Source organism: Streptomyces sp. NPDC058665, assembly GCF_042714995.1.
Classification (GTDB): domain Bacteria; phylum Actinomycetota; class Actinomycetes; order Streptomycetales; family Streptomycetaceae; genus Streptomyces.
In genome coordinates, this window is the sequence record NZ_JBHXRX010000013.1 from 1 (window position 1) to 13,258 (window position 13,258).

Annotated in this window: 14 protein-coding genes; 6 read left to right on the forward strand and 8 right to left on the reverse strand. The window is 69.6% G+C overall.

Going from position 1 to position 13,258, the window contains the following annotated elements; genetic code table 11:
- Positions 1-123: 123 nt before the first annotated feature.
- The 4 genes from ACFWV8_RS10670 to ACFWV8_RS10685 form a co-directional block, all read right to left on the reverse strand.
- Entirely contained in the window at positions 124-1,302 is a 1,179-nt protein-coding gene (locus ACFWV8_RS10670; RefSeq protein WP_384199639.1) for a hypothetical protein, read from the reverse strand.
- A gap of 125 nt (positions 1,303-1,427) precedes the next feature.
- Positions 1,428-2,402, reverse strand: coding sequence for a glycine betaine ABC transporter substrate-binding protein (locus tag ACFWV8_RS10675; RefSeq protein ID WP_384199641.1), 975 nt, complete (start codon positions 2,400-2,402; stop codon positions 1,428-1,430).
- A 55-nt stretch (positions 2,403-2,457) separates the two neighbouring features.
- Positions 2,458-3,216: an ABC transporter permease gene (locus ACFWV8_RS10680; protein ID WP_384199643.1), complete on the reverse strand. Its 759-nt coding sequence runs from the start codon at positions 3,214-3,216 to the stop codon at positions 2,458-2,460.
- 3 nt (positions 3,217-3,219) lie between these two features.
- Positions 3,220-3,957, reverse strand: a complete 738-nt coding sequence (locus tag ACFWV8_RS10685) for an ABC transporter permease (protein ID WP_384199645.1) — start codon at positions 3,955-3,957, stop codon at positions 3,220-3,222.
- Positions 3,958-4,100: 143 nt separating this feature from the next.
- Between ACFWV8_RS10685 and ACFWV8_RS10690 the strand changes: the two genes are divergently transcribed.
- From ACFWV8_RS10690 to ACFWV8_RS10715, 6 genes are all read left to right on the forward strand, one after another.
- Entirely contained in the window at positions 4,101-5,273 is a 1,173-nt protein-coding gene (locus ACFWV8_RS10690; RefSeq protein WP_384199646.1) for an ABC transporter ATP-binding protein, read from the forward strand.
- A 112-nt stretch (positions 5,274-5,385) separates the two neighbouring features.
- A complete protein-coding gene (folP, locus tag ACFWV8_RS10695) occupies positions 5,386-6,252 on the forward strand; it encodes a dihydropteroate synthase (protein WP_384199648.1) in 867 nt (288 codons plus the stop codon).
- 65 nt (positions 6,253-6,317) lie between these two features.
- Positions 6,318-6,716, forward strand: a complete 399-nt coding sequence (locus ACFWV8_RS10700) for a nuclear transport factor 2 family protein (RefSeq protein WP_384199846.1) — start codon at positions 6,318-6,320, stop codon at positions 6,714-6,716.
- Positions 6,717-6,928: 212 nt separating this feature from the next.
- Complete coding sequence (gene folB, locus ACFWV8_RS10705) at positions 6,929-7,288, forward strand: dihydroneopterin aldolase (protein ID WP_384199650.1); 360 nt, start codon at positions 6,929-6,931, stop codon at positions 7,286-7,288.
- Complete coding sequence (folK, locus tag ACFWV8_RS10710) at positions 7,285-7,881, forward strand: 2-amino-4-hydroxy-6-hydroxymethyldihydropteridine diphosphokinase (protein WP_329383672.1); 597 nt, start codon at positions 7,285-7,287, stop codon at positions 7,879-7,881. The genes folB and folK overlap by 4 nt, the downstream gene beginning before the upstream one ends.
- A 76-nt stretch (positions 7,882-7,957) precedes the next feature.
- A complete protein-coding gene (locus ACFWV8_RS10715; RefSeq protein WP_384199848.1) occupies positions 7,958-8,449 on the forward strand; it encodes a DUF3180 domain-containing protein in 492 nt (163 codons plus the stop codon).
- Positions 8,450-8,464: 15 nt separating this feature from the next.
- Here ACFWV8_RS10715 and folE read toward each other — a convergent pair whose 3' ends face one another.
- From folE to tilS, 4 genes are all read right to left on the reverse strand, one after another.
- The gene (folE, locus tag ACFWV8_RS10720) at positions 8,465-9,070 is read right to left on the reverse strand and encodes a GTP cyclohydrolase I FolE (protein ID WP_384199652.1); all 606 of its coding nucleotides are present in this window, start codon (positions 9,068-9,070) and stop codon (positions 8,465-8,467) included.
- 111 nt (positions 9,071-9,181) lie between these two features.
- On the reverse strand, positions 9,182-11,209 hold the full coding sequence (ftsH, locus tag ACFWV8_RS10725) for an ATP-dependent zinc metalloprotease FtsH (protein ID WP_384199654.1): 2,028 nt from the start codon (positions 11,207-11,209) through the stop codon (positions 9,182-9,184).
- Between the two features lie 195 nt (positions 11,210-11,404).
- Positions 11,405-11,965, reverse strand: a complete 561-nt coding sequence (hpt, locus tag ACFWV8_RS10730) for a hypoxanthine phosphoribosyltransferase (RefSeq protein ID WP_384199656.1) — start codon at positions 11,963-11,965, stop codon at positions 11,405-11,407.
- Positions 11,966-12,033: 68 nt separating this feature from the next.
- Entirely contained in the window at positions 12,034-13,110 is a 1,077-nt protein-coding gene (tilS, locus tag ACFWV8_RS10735) for a tRNA lysidine(34) synthetase TilS (protein WP_384199658.1), read from the reverse strand.
- Between the last annotated feature and the right edge of the window lie 148 nt (positions 13,111-13,258).

Consider the following 13,258-nt stretch of genomic DNA (forward strand, 5'->3'; position numbering starts at 1 on the left):
AGTGGTGCAGTCCTAGACAGCTCCACCACACCGGAGGTCTTCGCCATGATCAAGCCCGACCAGTGTCAACAACGCTCGTGATCAATACACCTAGGGCGTGTCCGCCCGGCAGGACCCCGGAGCCTAGGAACCGATCGCGCTGCGCAGTTGGCCGAGCGGCAGCGGCTCGGTCTCGTCGTGTTCGGTCAGGTCGATGACCTGGCCCACCGCCCGGTCGTCCGTCCTGCGCCGCTCCTCAAGGGCCTCCTCGCCGGTCACATCGGCGAGGTCCTCGCGCCGCGCCCGCTCCAGCTCAGCCGCCGCGGACTGGCTGCCCTCGGTCTCCACGGTCTCCGGGCCGGCAGGGCCGTCCTCCGCGTCGGCGGCGGGCGGTTCGGCCGAGGCGGCGCCGCCCTTCTGCGTGCCGAAGAAGTCGAAACCTCCCTCGGGACCCCGTTGCAGCCGGTGCCGCCGGTTGTACGGGACGATCGCCGACGCGCCCGGGTGGGGGCGGGTGGCGGGCAGCGATGCCGACGGCCTGACCTTCAGCGGAAGCGCGGACGAGGGGCGTACGTGCTCGCCGGCCGCCGCGGCTTCCGCCGCGCGCCGCTTCCTGGCTTCCTTCTCCTGCTCGGCCTTCTCGGCGCGGGCCTGCTCGGCCTTCGCCGCCTGCTTCGCCCGCTCCTCCTCCGCAGCGGCCTCGCGGGCCGCACGCTCGGCGAGTTGATGCCGGCGGGCCTCTTCGAGGATCCGCTTCGTCTGCTGTGTCACGCCGTTGCGCGTCAGGTCCTCAAGGGCCTGCGCGGCTCGGTAGTACGCGGACGCGGTGGGTGTACTGCCCGCGGGCGGCAGCGCCTTCGGCTCGGCGGCCGCTTCGATGGCGAGCTGCCGCCGGCCCTCCAGCGCGCTGGCGCGCGCGGTCTCCGCCGTCGCGTACCGGCGCAGGAGCGCGGCGTGCTCGCCGCGCAGCTTCGCGAGTTCCGCCCGCTTGGCGCGCAGCTTGGTGTCGAGCCGGGTGCGGATCTCGCGCGATTCCTCGATATCGGTTTCGAGTTCGGCTACTCGCTCTTCGGTCTTCCACTCCTCGCTCGCCTGCGCGCGGAGCAGTTCGGCGACGCGCCGGCCCGCGGCCCGGTCCCAACTGCGCATCAGATAGGCGCCGGTGGCGGCGGTGGCCGCGGTGACGACCACCAGGCCGCGGAGCGCCACGGGTTCCGCGAGGAGCCAGGCACTCGCGGCGCAGAGAGCCGCGGCCCCCGCCACGGCCGACGGCGGCAGAATCCTGTGGAGGGGCGGGGAATGGCGGTGGCGTCCACGTGGCATGGCCAGAATTTACCGCGCGTCGCGCCGGAATGGGGGTCGGCCGGACAATCTTTCCCCGTCCGTTGCCGACTCCACTCCCGTCCCTCTACTTCCCGCCGCTTCCCCCTACTTGGCCCCGCTTGTCGCTACTTGCCGATCAGGTCCTTTGACTCCAGATACTCCTTGGCGACATCCGCGGGCTTCGCGCGCTCGGCGTCGACCTTCAGGTTGAGCTTCGCGAGATCCTCTGTCGTGAGGATGTCGGTGAGCTTGCCGAGAATGTCCGCGATCTCCTGAGAACCGGCGTCCTTGGCATTGACCACGGGAAGTACGTTGTCCGCGTTCTGGAGCTTCTTGTCGTCCTCCAGGACCACCAGACCGAAGCTGTCGAGCGTGCCGTCGGTGGTGGTGCTGAGGACCAGCTGGTCCTTGCCGTCCTTGACCGCCTGCTTGGCCTGCGGAGTGCCGACGCCCTGCGGGTCGATGCCGGTGACGTCGATTCCGTACGTCTCCTTGAGACCGGGCGCGCAGAACGGCCGTACCTCGCACTCGTCACCCGCGGCGATCTTCACCTTGAGCTTCGACGCGCCCAGATCCGAAAGGGTCTTGAGGCTGTTCTCCTCCGCGTATTCCTTCGTCACCGCGAAGGCGTTCTGGTCGACCGCCTTGCCTGCGGGGAGCACCTTCAGTCCGCGCGGCTCCGCCAGCTTCTCCAGGGCGGCGACCGTGGCGGCCGTGTCGCTGGAGGCGAGCGGCTTCTTCACGGCCTCGTCCGCGCCGTTCACCTTGGCGTTGAGGAATTCGGTGAGCGTCGCCGCGTATTCGGGGACGACGTCGATCTCACCCTTCTCCAGGGACGGCTCGTACAGCTCACGGTTCTTCACCGTCGTGACGGAGGTGTCGTATCCGCCGTCACCGAGGATCTGCGCGTAGAGCTCGGCGAGCACCTTGGACTCGGTGAAGGCCGCGGCGCCGACGACGAGGGAGCCCTTCTTGCCGGCGCCCGAGCCCTTGTCCGAGCCGCCGTCGGATTCCAGGCTGTCGCCGCCGCAGGCGGCGAGCGACCCGGTCAGGGCGACAACGCCGACTACCGCACCCGCGATGCGCGAGGTCTTGCTCATGAAAGTTCACCATCCGTTGAGGGTGGCCCGAGGAGAGGGCCGGGAAAGTCGGTCGTCACACGGTCGTTCGGTCCCGCGGGAGCACGTCGCCGCCAAGGGTCTTGCCCGCCGCGCCGTCCCGCGCGCCGGGCACCGGTGCCCGGACGGCGGTGGCGGACGGAGACGGGTCGAGCACCCGGTCCAGCGCCACGAGCACACCCTCGACGACCAGCGCGAGCAGCGCCACCAGGAGGGCCCCGGCGACCACCTGCGGGGTGTCGTACGTGTTGAAGCCGGCGGTGATGATCCGCCCGAGGCCGCCCTGCCCCACCATCGCCGCGATCGTGGCGGTGGCGATCACCTGCACGGACGCGGACCGCAGACCGGTCATCACCATCGGGTACGCGAGGGGCAGCTCGACCCGTACGAAGAGCTGGCGCCCGGACATCCCCATGCCCCTGGCGGCTTCGACCACCGAGCGGTCCACCTCCCGCATGCCCACGTAGGCGTTGGTCAGCAGCGGCGGCACGGCGAAGAGGACCAGCGCGACGATCGTCGGCACATAGCCCGCGTTGCGCAGCGGGGAGAGCATGAACAGGGCGAGCACCGCGAAGACGGGGACCGCCCGCCCCACGTTGGAGATGTTGATCGCGAGCGCGCCGCCCCTGCCGATGTGCCCCAGGTAGAAGGCCGTCGGGAGGGCGATCACACAGGCGAGGGCGAGCGCGACCCCGCTGACGTACACATGCTCACCGAGCCGGGCCAGCGCACCGTCATCGCCTGACCAGTTGGAGCCGGTGACCAGCCAGGTCCACGCGTCTGCCAGAACGTCCATCGGTCAGCCCCCCACCTTCACCGGGCCGCCGGTCCGGCCCTCGCGCGCGGGACGTGCCGCGCGGCCCTTGCCCGTACCTGTACGGGTCCAGGGTGTGAGCAGCCGCTGGAGTCCGAGAAGGAGCAGGTCGGCGGCGACCGCCAGCAGCACGCAGAGCACCGAGGCGGCGAGCACCTGTGCCTTGAACAGGCTGGGCAGCGCGTCCTCGATGAGATTGCCGAGCCCGCCGCGCCCCACGATCGAGCCGACGGTCGTCAGCGCGACCGTCGAGACCGTCGCGATCCGCACGCCCGCCATCAGCGCGGGCAGTGCGAGCGGCAGCTCGACCTCCCAGAGCAGCCGCCCCGACCCGTACCCCATCCCGCGGGCGGCCTCCTTGGCCTCCGCCGGAACGGAATCGAGGCCCGCGATGATGTTCCTCACAAGGATCGTCAGTGAATACAGCACCAGGCCGGTGATCACCAGCGCGGACGACAGCCCGAAGAACGGCAGCAGCAGCGAGAACATCGCCAGCGACGGGATTGTGTAGAGCAGTGTGGTCAGTCCGAGCACAGGGCCGGCGAAAGCCGGTTTGGCGCGGGCGAGCAGGGCGAGCGGAAAGGCCACGAGCAGCCCGATGAGGACCGAGACAACAGTGATCCAGATGTGCTGGACCGTCGCATCCATCAACTCCTGGCTACGGGAGCGGAGGTACTCTCCGCAGATCCATTCGTTCGCCGCCAGACAGCTTTGAGCGCTCATCCACCCCCGCCTCCCCTATCTCCCCGAACGTATGTCTGGTGTCTTTGTCTCGGCGACCCTATCCCCGACCACTGACAATCGCGGATGGTCGCCACATTCCAGCAACATTGCCTTCACACAAGACCGGTCACAATGGGGAAATCATGATCCGATTCGAGCACGTCACCAAGCGGTACCCGGACGGCACGACGGCCGTCGACGACCTCAGCATTGAGGTCGGAGCGGGCGAGCTGGTCACGCTCGTCGGACCGTCCGGCTGCGGCAAAACGACCACCATGAAAATGGTCAACCGGCTGATCGACCCGACCGAAGGCCGGATCTTCGTGGACGGCGAAGACATTTCGACCGTCGACCCCGTCCAGCTCCGGCGCCGGATCGGCTATGTGATCCAGCAGGTCGGCCTGTTCCCGCACAAGACGATCCTGGAGAACACGGCGACCGTCCCCCATCTCCTCGGCCGGCCCCGCGCCAAGAGCCGTGAGCGCGCCGCCGAACTCCTCGACCTGGTCGGCCTCGACCCCTCCGTCTACGGTGACCGCTACCCCGAGCAGCTCTCCGGCGGACAGCGCCAACGCGTGGGCGTGGCACGGGCACTGGCCGCCGACCCGCCCGTCCTGCTGATGGACGAGCCCTTCGGCGCGGTCGACCCTGTCGTACGCGAACACCTCCAGAACGAGTTCCTCAAGCTCCAGGCCGCCGTCAACAAGACCGTGCTCTTCGTCACGCACGACATCGAGGAGGCGGTCCGCCTCGGCGACCGGATCGCGGTCTACGGGCAGGGCACCATCCAGCAGTTCGACGCCCCCGCCGCCGTGCTGGGCGCGCCCGCCACGCCGTACGTCGCCGACTTCGTCGGCGCTGACCGCGGCCTCAAGCGGCTCTCGGTCACGCCGATCGAGGAGGGCGACCTGGAACAGCCCCCCGTCCTGCACCTGGACGACCAACTGCGGACCGCGGCGGCGAAGCTTTCCAAGGAGGGCGCGCGCTGGGCAGTCGTCCTGGACGCCCAGGACAATCTGCACGGCTGGATCTCCACCGAGCAGACCGGCTCCTCGGGGACCGTACGGGAGCACGCCCGTCGTATGGAGGCGTGGCTGCCCGTCGGCGCCTCGCTCAAGCAGGCGTTCTCCACGATGCTCCAGCACGACGCCGGCTGGATCGCCGTCATCGACAAGGAGGAGACGGGCCGCTTCCTCGGTGTGCTGACCCCGGCCCGGCTGCACGAGGCGCTGCGCCGCTCGATCGACGCCGACGCGCACGCCATCCCACGCACCGAGGTGGAACTGGAGACCGTCGCACAGATCTCGGCGTCCTGACGGCGCGCCGCGCCCCGACCGCTCCCCGCGGTCCCGACGGCGTCCCCCGGAGGGGGGCCGTCCCCGCCCGGTGGGGGCGTACCGAAGCACCTGCGGGCCTAGGGTGGGACGTATGAGTACGTTGCGCCCGCAGGGCGGAAGGGGCACGGTCGACGGCCTGCCGGAGTGGGACCGCTGCGCGGTCATGGGAGTCGTCAACGTGACGCCCGATTCCTTCTCCGACGGCGGCCGCTGGTTCGACACCACCACCGCGGTCAAGCGCGGCCTCGATCTGGTCACCGAGGGCGCCGACCTGGTGGACGTCGGCGGCGAGTCGACACGCCCCGGCGCCTCGCGGGTCGACGAGGACGAGGAACTGCGGCGCGTCGTGCCCGTCGTGCGTGGCCTGGCTTCCGAGGGCGTGACGGTGTCCGTGGACACCATGCGGGCCTCCGTCGCCGAGCAGGCCGTGGCCGCCGGAGCCGTGCTGGTCAACGACGTCAGCGGCGGCCTCGCGGACCCGGCCATGGTGCCCGCCGTCGCCGCTGCGGGCGTGCCCTTCGTCGTCATGCACTGGCGCGGTCTCAGCCTGGACATGAACAGCCGCGCCGTCTACACGGACGTCGTCGCCGAGGTGGTGGCCGAACTGCGCGAGCGCATGGAGGCGGTGATCGCCGGCGGCATCGCCGCCGAGCGCCTGGTGATCGACCCCGGCCTCGGCTTCGCCAAGGCCGCCGAGCACGACCTCGCGCTGCTGGCCCACACGGCCGACCTGCGGGCGCTGGGCAGGCCGCTGCTGGTCGCCGCGTCCCGTAAACGGTTCCTCGGCCGCGTCCTGGCCGGTGACGGCGCCCCGCCACCCGCGCGCGAACGGGACGCCGCGACCGCCGCCGTCTCGGCGATCGCCGCCCACGAAGGCGCCTGGGCGGTACGGGTCCACGAGGTACGCGCGACCGCCGACGCCGTCCGCGTGGCCCGCGCCGTCGAGGGAGCCTGGTGAAGAGCACGCCGAGCGGAACCGACAGGGAACAGGTCGACGCACTCAACACGGCCTTCTACGAAGCCATGGAGCGCGGCGACCTCGACGAGCTGTCCGGACTCTGGCTGGACGGCGACAGCCCCGGCGTCAGCTGCGTCCACCCGGGCTGGCCGGTGCTCACCGGCCGCGGCGAGGTGCTGCGCTCGTACGCGCTGATCATGGCCAACACCGAGTACATCCAGTTCTTCCTTACGGATGTCGTGGTCTCCGTCGCCGGCGACACCGCTCTCGTGACCTGCACCGAGAACATCCTCAGCGGCGGACCGGCCGAGGAGAGCGGTGCGCTCGGCCCGCTCGTCGGGCAGTTGGTGGTCGCCACCAACGTCTTCCGTCGCACCCCCGAGGGCTGGCGGGTCTGGTCCCACCACGGCTCCCCCGTTCTGGCCGAAACCGACGACGAGCAGGACGACGAATCTCCCGCGTGAGTGGGTAGGCCACCTACAAGGGCCGGCCCCGCGCCCTCGGAACTACCCTGCGGTTCCCCGTCGCGCGGAGCCCGCCACGGACGTCGCCCGCGGTGCCCGAGGCCCCCACGGGCAGGCCGTGTCGGTGCCCGCGAGTAGATTCGACCGGGGACACGCGTCGTCCGCATACGGCATAGTGCCCCACTTGACCAACGACAGCAGGAGTGATTCGCGTGGACCGTCTCGCGCTGCGCGGGCTCAAGGCCCGTGGGCACCATGGCGTCTTCCCCCGGGAGCGCGAGGAGGGGCAGACCTTCATCGTCGATCTGGTGCTGAGCCTCGACGCCCGCCCCGCCGCGGCGGGCGACGACCTGACGAGAACCGTCCACTACGGAATCGTGGCCGAGGAGGTCGTGGCCGTCGTACGGGGCGAGCCCGTCGATCTGATCGAGACCCTCGCCGAGCGCATCGCGGACCAGTGTCTGAAACACGACGCCGTCGACGAGGTCGAGGTGACGCTCCACAAGCCGGACGCCCCGATCACGGTGCCCTTCGACGACGTGACCATCACCATCACCCGGAGCCGAGTATGAATCCACAGAGCGATCCGACCGTTCAGCCGGTGCCGGCCTCGGTGGTGGCCCAGGTCGACGCGGCGGACGTCACCCTGTCCAATCCGAAGCGCGCCGTGATCAGCCTCGGTTCCAATCTCGGCAACAGGCTGGAGACTCTCCAGGGTGCGATCGACGCGCTGGAGGACACCCCCGGTCTGCGAGTGAAGGCGGTGTCCCCCGTGTACGAGACGGTGCCCTGGGGCGTCGAACCGGGCAGCCAGCCCTCGTACTTCAACGCCGTCGTCGTGGTGAAGACCACACTGCCGCCCTCGTCCCTGCTGGAGCGGGCCCAGGCCGTGGAGGAGGCCTTCGACCGTGTCCGGGTGGAGCGCTGGGGGCCGCGCACGATCGACGTCGACATCGTGGCGTACGCGGACGTCGTCTCGGACGACCCGGTGCTCACCCTGCCCCATCCGCGCGCCCACCAGCGGGCCTTCGTGCTCGTGCCCTGGCACGACGTGGAGCCGGAGGCGCGGCTCACCGGCCGGGGTACGGTCTCCGAACTGCTCGCCCTGGTCGAGCAGGCGGGCGTGGAACCTCGCGCGGACCTGGAACTCCGCCTGCCCGACTAGTCGTTAGGCTCTGCGAGCCGGTAGGCCGGAAATACGTGTGTCGGTGACGAGTAAGGGTGAAGGGCGGGCTCTCGCGGTGAGGCAATTGCGGATCGGGGTTCTGGCGGGCCTCTTCACCGTGGCCGGGGTGCTCGCCTGGGGCGCCGCCCGCCTCTGGGACTCGCTCGGCACCCTGCCCAGCGTGCCTCTGGCCGCGCCCATCGTGCTCGCGGTGATCGCCGTCGTCCTCGCGGCGACGGCCCTCTCGCTCCGCTCGCGGCTGCGTGCCCAGCGTGAGCGCCGGCCCGGCGCCAAGGGTGTGGACCCGCTGATGGCCGCCCGAGCGGTCGTTTTCGGTCAGGCGAGCGCGCTGGTCGCGGCGCTGGTCTCCGGGATGTACGGCGGGACGGGCGTCTTCCTGCTCGGCTCCCTGGAGATCCCCGCCCGGCGGGACCAGGCCTACTACGCGGGAGCCTCGGTGGTCGCCGGGATCGCGGTGATAGCCGCCGCGTTCTTCCTGGAGCGTGTCCTCAAGCTGCCGGACGACGACGGGCACGACGACGACAGCCACGGCACCGCCCGCGTCTGACCTGCTCGCGGTGGTTCAGCGGGCCATGATCAGGCTCATCGCCTCGTTGCGGGTCGCCGGGTCGCGCAGCTGCCCCCGTACCGCCGAGGTGATCGTCTTGGCACCGGGCTTGCGCACTCCGCGCATCGACATGCACATGTGCTCACACTCCACGACCACGATCACACCGCGCGGCTCCAGGATCTTCATCAGCGAGTCCGCGATCTGCGTGGTCATCCGCTCCTGGACCTGCGGTCTGCGGGCGTAGACGTCCACCAGCCGCGCCAGCTTCGACAGCCCGGTGATCTTCCCGTCGGACGACGGGATGTATCCGACGTGCGCGACACCGTGGAAGGGCACCAGATGGTGCTCGCACGAACTCTGCACCTCGATGTCCTTCACCAGGACCATCTCGTCGTGCCCGATGTCGAACGTCGTGGTCAGCACGTCCTCGGGCCGCTGCCAGAGCCCGGCGAATATTTCCTTGTACGAGCGGGCCACCCGCCCCGGCGTCTCGCGCAGGCCCTCGCGATCGGGGTCCTCACCGACCGCGATCAGAAGCTCCCGTACGGCGTGCTCGGCCCGCTTCTCGTCGAACTCGCCGATCACACCTTCGCCGTCGAGCCTCACGGGATTGGTCATCTGGGCCTCGTTCCTCTGCCGTTCCATGCGCGGCAACAAGAATGCCGCGCCCCATCAGGCTAAGACCTGTGGGGCGCGGCATCTATTCCGGGCCTGGTGAGACGCGCGAGGTCAGCTCTCCGGCCGCTCCTCCGGAACAGCCTCGGACGAGGTGTCGCCGGTCGTCACTCCGGGGATCGTGCCGTTGGAACCGGTCGCCCCGTTGGTGAGGGCGAGTTCCTTGGGCGAGAGCACCGGCGGGCGGGTCGAAGGCGTACGCCGCGAGGAGCCGGTCCACGCCGGACGGGCCGGGCGCCGCACGATCGTCGAGAAGATCTCGGCGATCTGATCCTTGTTGAGCGTTTCCTTCTCCAGCAGCGCGAGGACCAGGTTGTCGAGAACGTCGCGGTTCTCGACGAGGATCTCCCAGGCCTCGTTGTGCGCGGTCTCGATCAGCTTCTTGACTTCTTCGTCGACCAGCGCGGCGACCTCTTCCGAGTAGTCGCGCTGGTGGCCCATCTCACGTCCGACGAAGGGCTCCGTATTGTCACCGCCGAACTTGATCGCGCCGAGCCGCTCGGTCATTCCGTACTGCGTGACCATGGCCCGTGCCGTCGCCGACGCCTTCTCGATGTCGTTGGCCGCGCCGGTGGTCGGGTCGTGGAAGACCAGCTCCTCCGCCGCGCGCCCGCCCATCATGTAGGCGAGCTGGTCCAGCATCTCGTTGCGCGTGGTCGAGTACTTGTCCTCGTCGGGCAGGACCATGGTGTAACCCAGGGCCCGGCCGCGGGACAGGATCGTGATCTTGTGCACCGGGTCGGAGTTCGGAGACGCCGCCGCGACCAGGGCGTGGCCGCCCTCGTGATAGGCGGTGATCTTCTTTTCCTTCTCGGACATGATCCGGGTCCGCTTCTGCGGGCCCGCCACGACTCTGTCGATCGCCTCGTCCAGGGAGTGGTTGTCGACGAGCTTCTTGTCGCTGCGCGCCGTCAGGAGCGCCGCTTCGTTCAGCACGTTCGCCAGGTCCGCGCCGGTGAAGCCGGGCGTACGACGGGCGACAGCGCCCAGGTCGACGTCCGGGGCGACCGGCTTGCCCTTCTGGTGGACCTTGAGGATCTCCAGCCGGCCCTGCATGTCCGGGCGGTCGACGGCGATCTGGCGGTCGAAACGTCCCGGGCGCAGCAGCGCCGGGTCGAGGATGTCGGGCCGGTTCGTGGCGGCGATCAGAATGACGCCGCCCTTCACGTCGAAGCCGTCCATCTCGACAAGCAGCTGGTTCAGCGTCTGCTCGCGCTCGTCGTGGCCACCGCCGAGGCCGGCACCGCGGTGCCGGCCGACGGCGTCGATCTCGTCGACGAAGACGATCGCCGGGGCGTTCGCCTTGGCCTGCTCGAAGAGGTCACGCACTCGGGAGGCACCGACACCGACGAACATCTCGACGAAGTCGGAACCGGAGATCGAGTAGAAGGGGACGCCGGCCTCACCGGCGACCGCGCGGGCCAGCAACGTCTTACCCGTACCGGGCGGGCCGTAGAGGAGCACACCCTTCGGGATCTTGGCGCCGACAGCCTGGAACTTCGCGGGCTCCTGGAGGAACTCCTTGATCTCGTGGAGTTCCTCGACGGCTTCGTCCGACCCCGCGACGTCGGCGAACGTCGTCTTGGGAGTGTCCTTCGTAATGAGTTTGGCCTTGGACTTCCCGAACTGCATGACTCGGGAGCCGCCGCCCTGCATCTGATTCATCAGGAACAGGAAGACCACGACGATAAGGACGAAGGGCAGCAGGGAGAGCAGCACGGAGACGAACGGGCTCTGCTTGGAGGGCGAAACCGTGTAGCCCTGCTTGATGTCGCCGTTCTCGAACTTGCGCTGCAACTCATCGGCGAGACGGGAGCCCTGGGAGCCGATGTAGCTCGCCTGGACCTTGTCACCGCCCTGGACCTTCTGGCCGTCCTTGAGGTCGATCTTGATGATCTGTTCGTCGCCTGTGGTCAGCTTGACCTGGTCGACCTGGTTCTTGTCGATCGCACGGACAACCTCGCCGGTGTCCACCGTCTTGTAGCCGCCCGACGAGCCGACGACCTGCATCAACACGACTACGGCGAGGACGGCCAGCACGATCCACATGACAGGCCCACGGAAGTATCGCTTCACGTCCATCCATACGGAGCGAGAACGCCCCGTCCCTCCTGCCCGTAGGTAAATGCTGCTGTGAGAAAAGACTGTTCTTCGGACGGTACCCCAGCATTGTCACCCGCGACCGCACGGGACTGCCGGTAAACCGGTCTTCCCATGCTCCAACGGCGGGAAGGGTGCGGGGGTTCCCGGCCCGGCACCACAGGCCCGGTGCCGGGCTCAGCCGCCGTAGACATGGGGGGCGAGTGTGCCGACGAATGGAAGATTGCGGTACTTCTCCGAGTAATCAAGGCCATAGCCGACAACAAACTCATTCGGAATGTCGAAACCGATCCATTTCACATCGATCGCGACCTTTGCGGCATCCGGCTTACGGAGCAGCGTGCAGACTTCCAGCGAGGCCGGCTCGCGTGAGCCGAGGTTCGACAGCAGCCAGGAGAGCGTCAGACCCGAGTCGATGATGTCCTCGACGATCACGACGTGCTTGCCCTTGATGTCGGTGTCCAGATCCTTGAGGATCCTGACCACACCGGACGACTGGGTCCCGGCTCCGTACGAGGACACGGCCATCCAGTCCATCGTCACGGGGGTGGACAGCGCACGCGCCAGATCCGCCATCACCATGACGGCGCCCTTGAGGACGCCGACAAGAAGGACGTCCTTGTTCGCGTACTCCGCGTCGATCTTGGCGGCCAGTTCGACGAGCTTCGCGTCGATTTCTTCCTTGGTGATGAGCACCGACTTGAGGTCGGCGCCCATGTCCTTGTGGTCCACCCGCATCACTTTCGTTGTCGGCCAGGAGGCCGGAACTCGCCGCCCGGGAGACACAGCCGTCGTGCTTCCGCCCTTCAGCCCTGCCGGATGACCAGTCTGCCACCCTGCCGTTGGGCCTCGACGCGGCCCGGCAGGTTGATGGCTCCCTGGCCCCGCCAGCCCGTGATCAGCCGGTCGATCTCCTCGATGTGCCGGGCGAAGAGCGACCCAGCGGGAGCCCCGGCGACGACGGCGGCCCGGCGTAGGACACGGCGGCGGACGGCGGGCGGCAGCGCGTACAACTTGGCGCATTCCAGCTGCCCGGCGTCGTCCCGTACAGCCGACTCGGCGTCGGCCGCCCAGGCGTCGAGGGCGTCGGCGTCGTCACGGGAGAGCTGCGCCGTACGCGCCAGGGCCTCGACGACGCCTTTGCCGAGCGCCTTCTCCAGGGCGGGCAGGCCCTCGTGGCGCAGCCGCGAACGCGTGTACGCGGGGTCGGCGTTGTGCGGGTCGTCCCAGACCGGGATCGCCTGGACCAGACAGGCCTTGCGGGCGGTCTGCCGGTCGAGTTGGAGGAAGGGGCGGCGATAGCGGCCGGTGGCGCCGGAGACGGGGGCCATGCCGGAGAGCGAGCGGGTGCCGGAGCCGCGGGCGAGACCGAGCAGGACGGTCTCGGCCTGGTCGTCGCGGGTGTGGCCGAGCAGGACGGCCACGGCGCCGTGCCGCTCGGCGGCGGCGTCGAGGGCCGCGTAACGCGCGTCGCGGGCGGCGGCCTCGGGCCCTCCGTCACGGCCGACGGTCACGGCCACGGACTCGACCGGGTCGAGCCGCATCGCGACGAGCCGGCTGACGACCTCGGCGGCACGGAGGTCGGAGCCGGGCTGGAGGCCGTGGTCGACGGTGACGGCGCCCGCGCGGACGGAGAGCTTGCGGGCCTCGAAGGCGAGGGCGGAGGCGAGGGCCATGGAGTCGGCGCCGCCGGAGCAGGCGACGAGCACCAGCGGCCGGCCGTCGGCCGGGGGCGGTGCGGCGGCGCTGCCGGCTCCGGCCGCCGGGATGGGGCGGGAGTGCTCGGTGTCGGAGCTCGCGAGTTCGGAGCATTCGCTGATGACGTCGTGGAGTACGCGGCGGACCGCCAGGCGTATCGCCGCGACCGCAGGATGGGGACCCATGTCCGGTGCCCTTCGTGATGTTTGGGGGGTGCCTCGGTCGGAGTTGGGACGGGGTTCAGTCACACAGAGTGCGTCGATGGTGACAGAACCGGGCCGTTCCCCGAGCATTGCACGCCTACCCACCGCCCACGGTCCCTCGGATGGGTGA

Excerpts from the sequence above, each read along its gene's own strand:
- ACFWV8_RS10670 (WP_384199639.1), bottom strand. The coding sequence starts at position 1,302 with ATGCCACGTGGACGCCACCGCCATTCCCCGCCCCTCCACAGGATTCTG.
- ACFWV8_RS10675 (WP_384199641.1), bottom strand. The coding sequence starts at position 2,402 with ATGAGCAAGACCTCGCGCATCGCGGGTGCGGTAGTCGGCGTTGTCGCC.
- ACFWV8_RS10680 (WP_384199643.1), bottom strand. The coding sequence starts at position 3,216 with ATGGACGTTCTGGCAGACGCGTGGACCTGGCTGGTCACCGGCTCCAAC.
- ACFWV8_RS10685 (WP_384199645.1), bottom strand. The coding sequence starts at position 3,957 with ATGAGCGCTCAAAGCTGTCTGGCGGCGAACGAATGGATCTGCGGAGAG.
- ACFWV8_RS10690 (WP_384199646.1), top strand. The coding sequence starts at position 4,101 with ATGATCCGATTCGAGCACGTCACCAAGCGGTACCCGGACGGCACGACG.
- folP (WP_384199648.1), top strand. The coding sequence starts at position 5,386 with ATGAGTACGTTGCGCCCGCAGGGCGGAAGGGGCACGGTCGACGGCCTG.
- ACFWV8_RS10700 (WP_384199846.1), top strand. The coding sequence starts at position 6,318 with ATGGAGCGCGGCGACCTCGACGAGCTGTCCGGACTCTGGCTGGACGGC.
- folK (WP_329383672.1), top strand. The coding sequence starts at position 7,285 with ATGAATCCACAGAGCGATCCGACCGTTCAGCCGGTGCCGGCCTCGGTG.
- folE (WP_384199652.1), bottom strand. The coding sequence starts at position 9,070 with ATGACCAATCCCGTGAGGCTCGACGGCGAAGGTGTGATCGGCGAGTTC.
- ftsH (WP_384199654.1), bottom strand. The coding sequence starts at position 11,209 with ATGGACGTGAAGCGATACTTCCGTGGGCCTGTCATGTGGATCGTGCTG.
- hpt (WP_384199656.1), bottom strand. The coding sequence starts at position 11,965 with ATGCGGGTGGACCACAAGGACATGGGCGCCGACCTCAAGTCGGTGCTC.
- tilS (WP_384199658.1), bottom strand. The coding sequence starts at position 13,110 with ATGGGTCCCCATCCTGCGGTCGCGGCGATACGCCTGGCGGTCCGCCGC.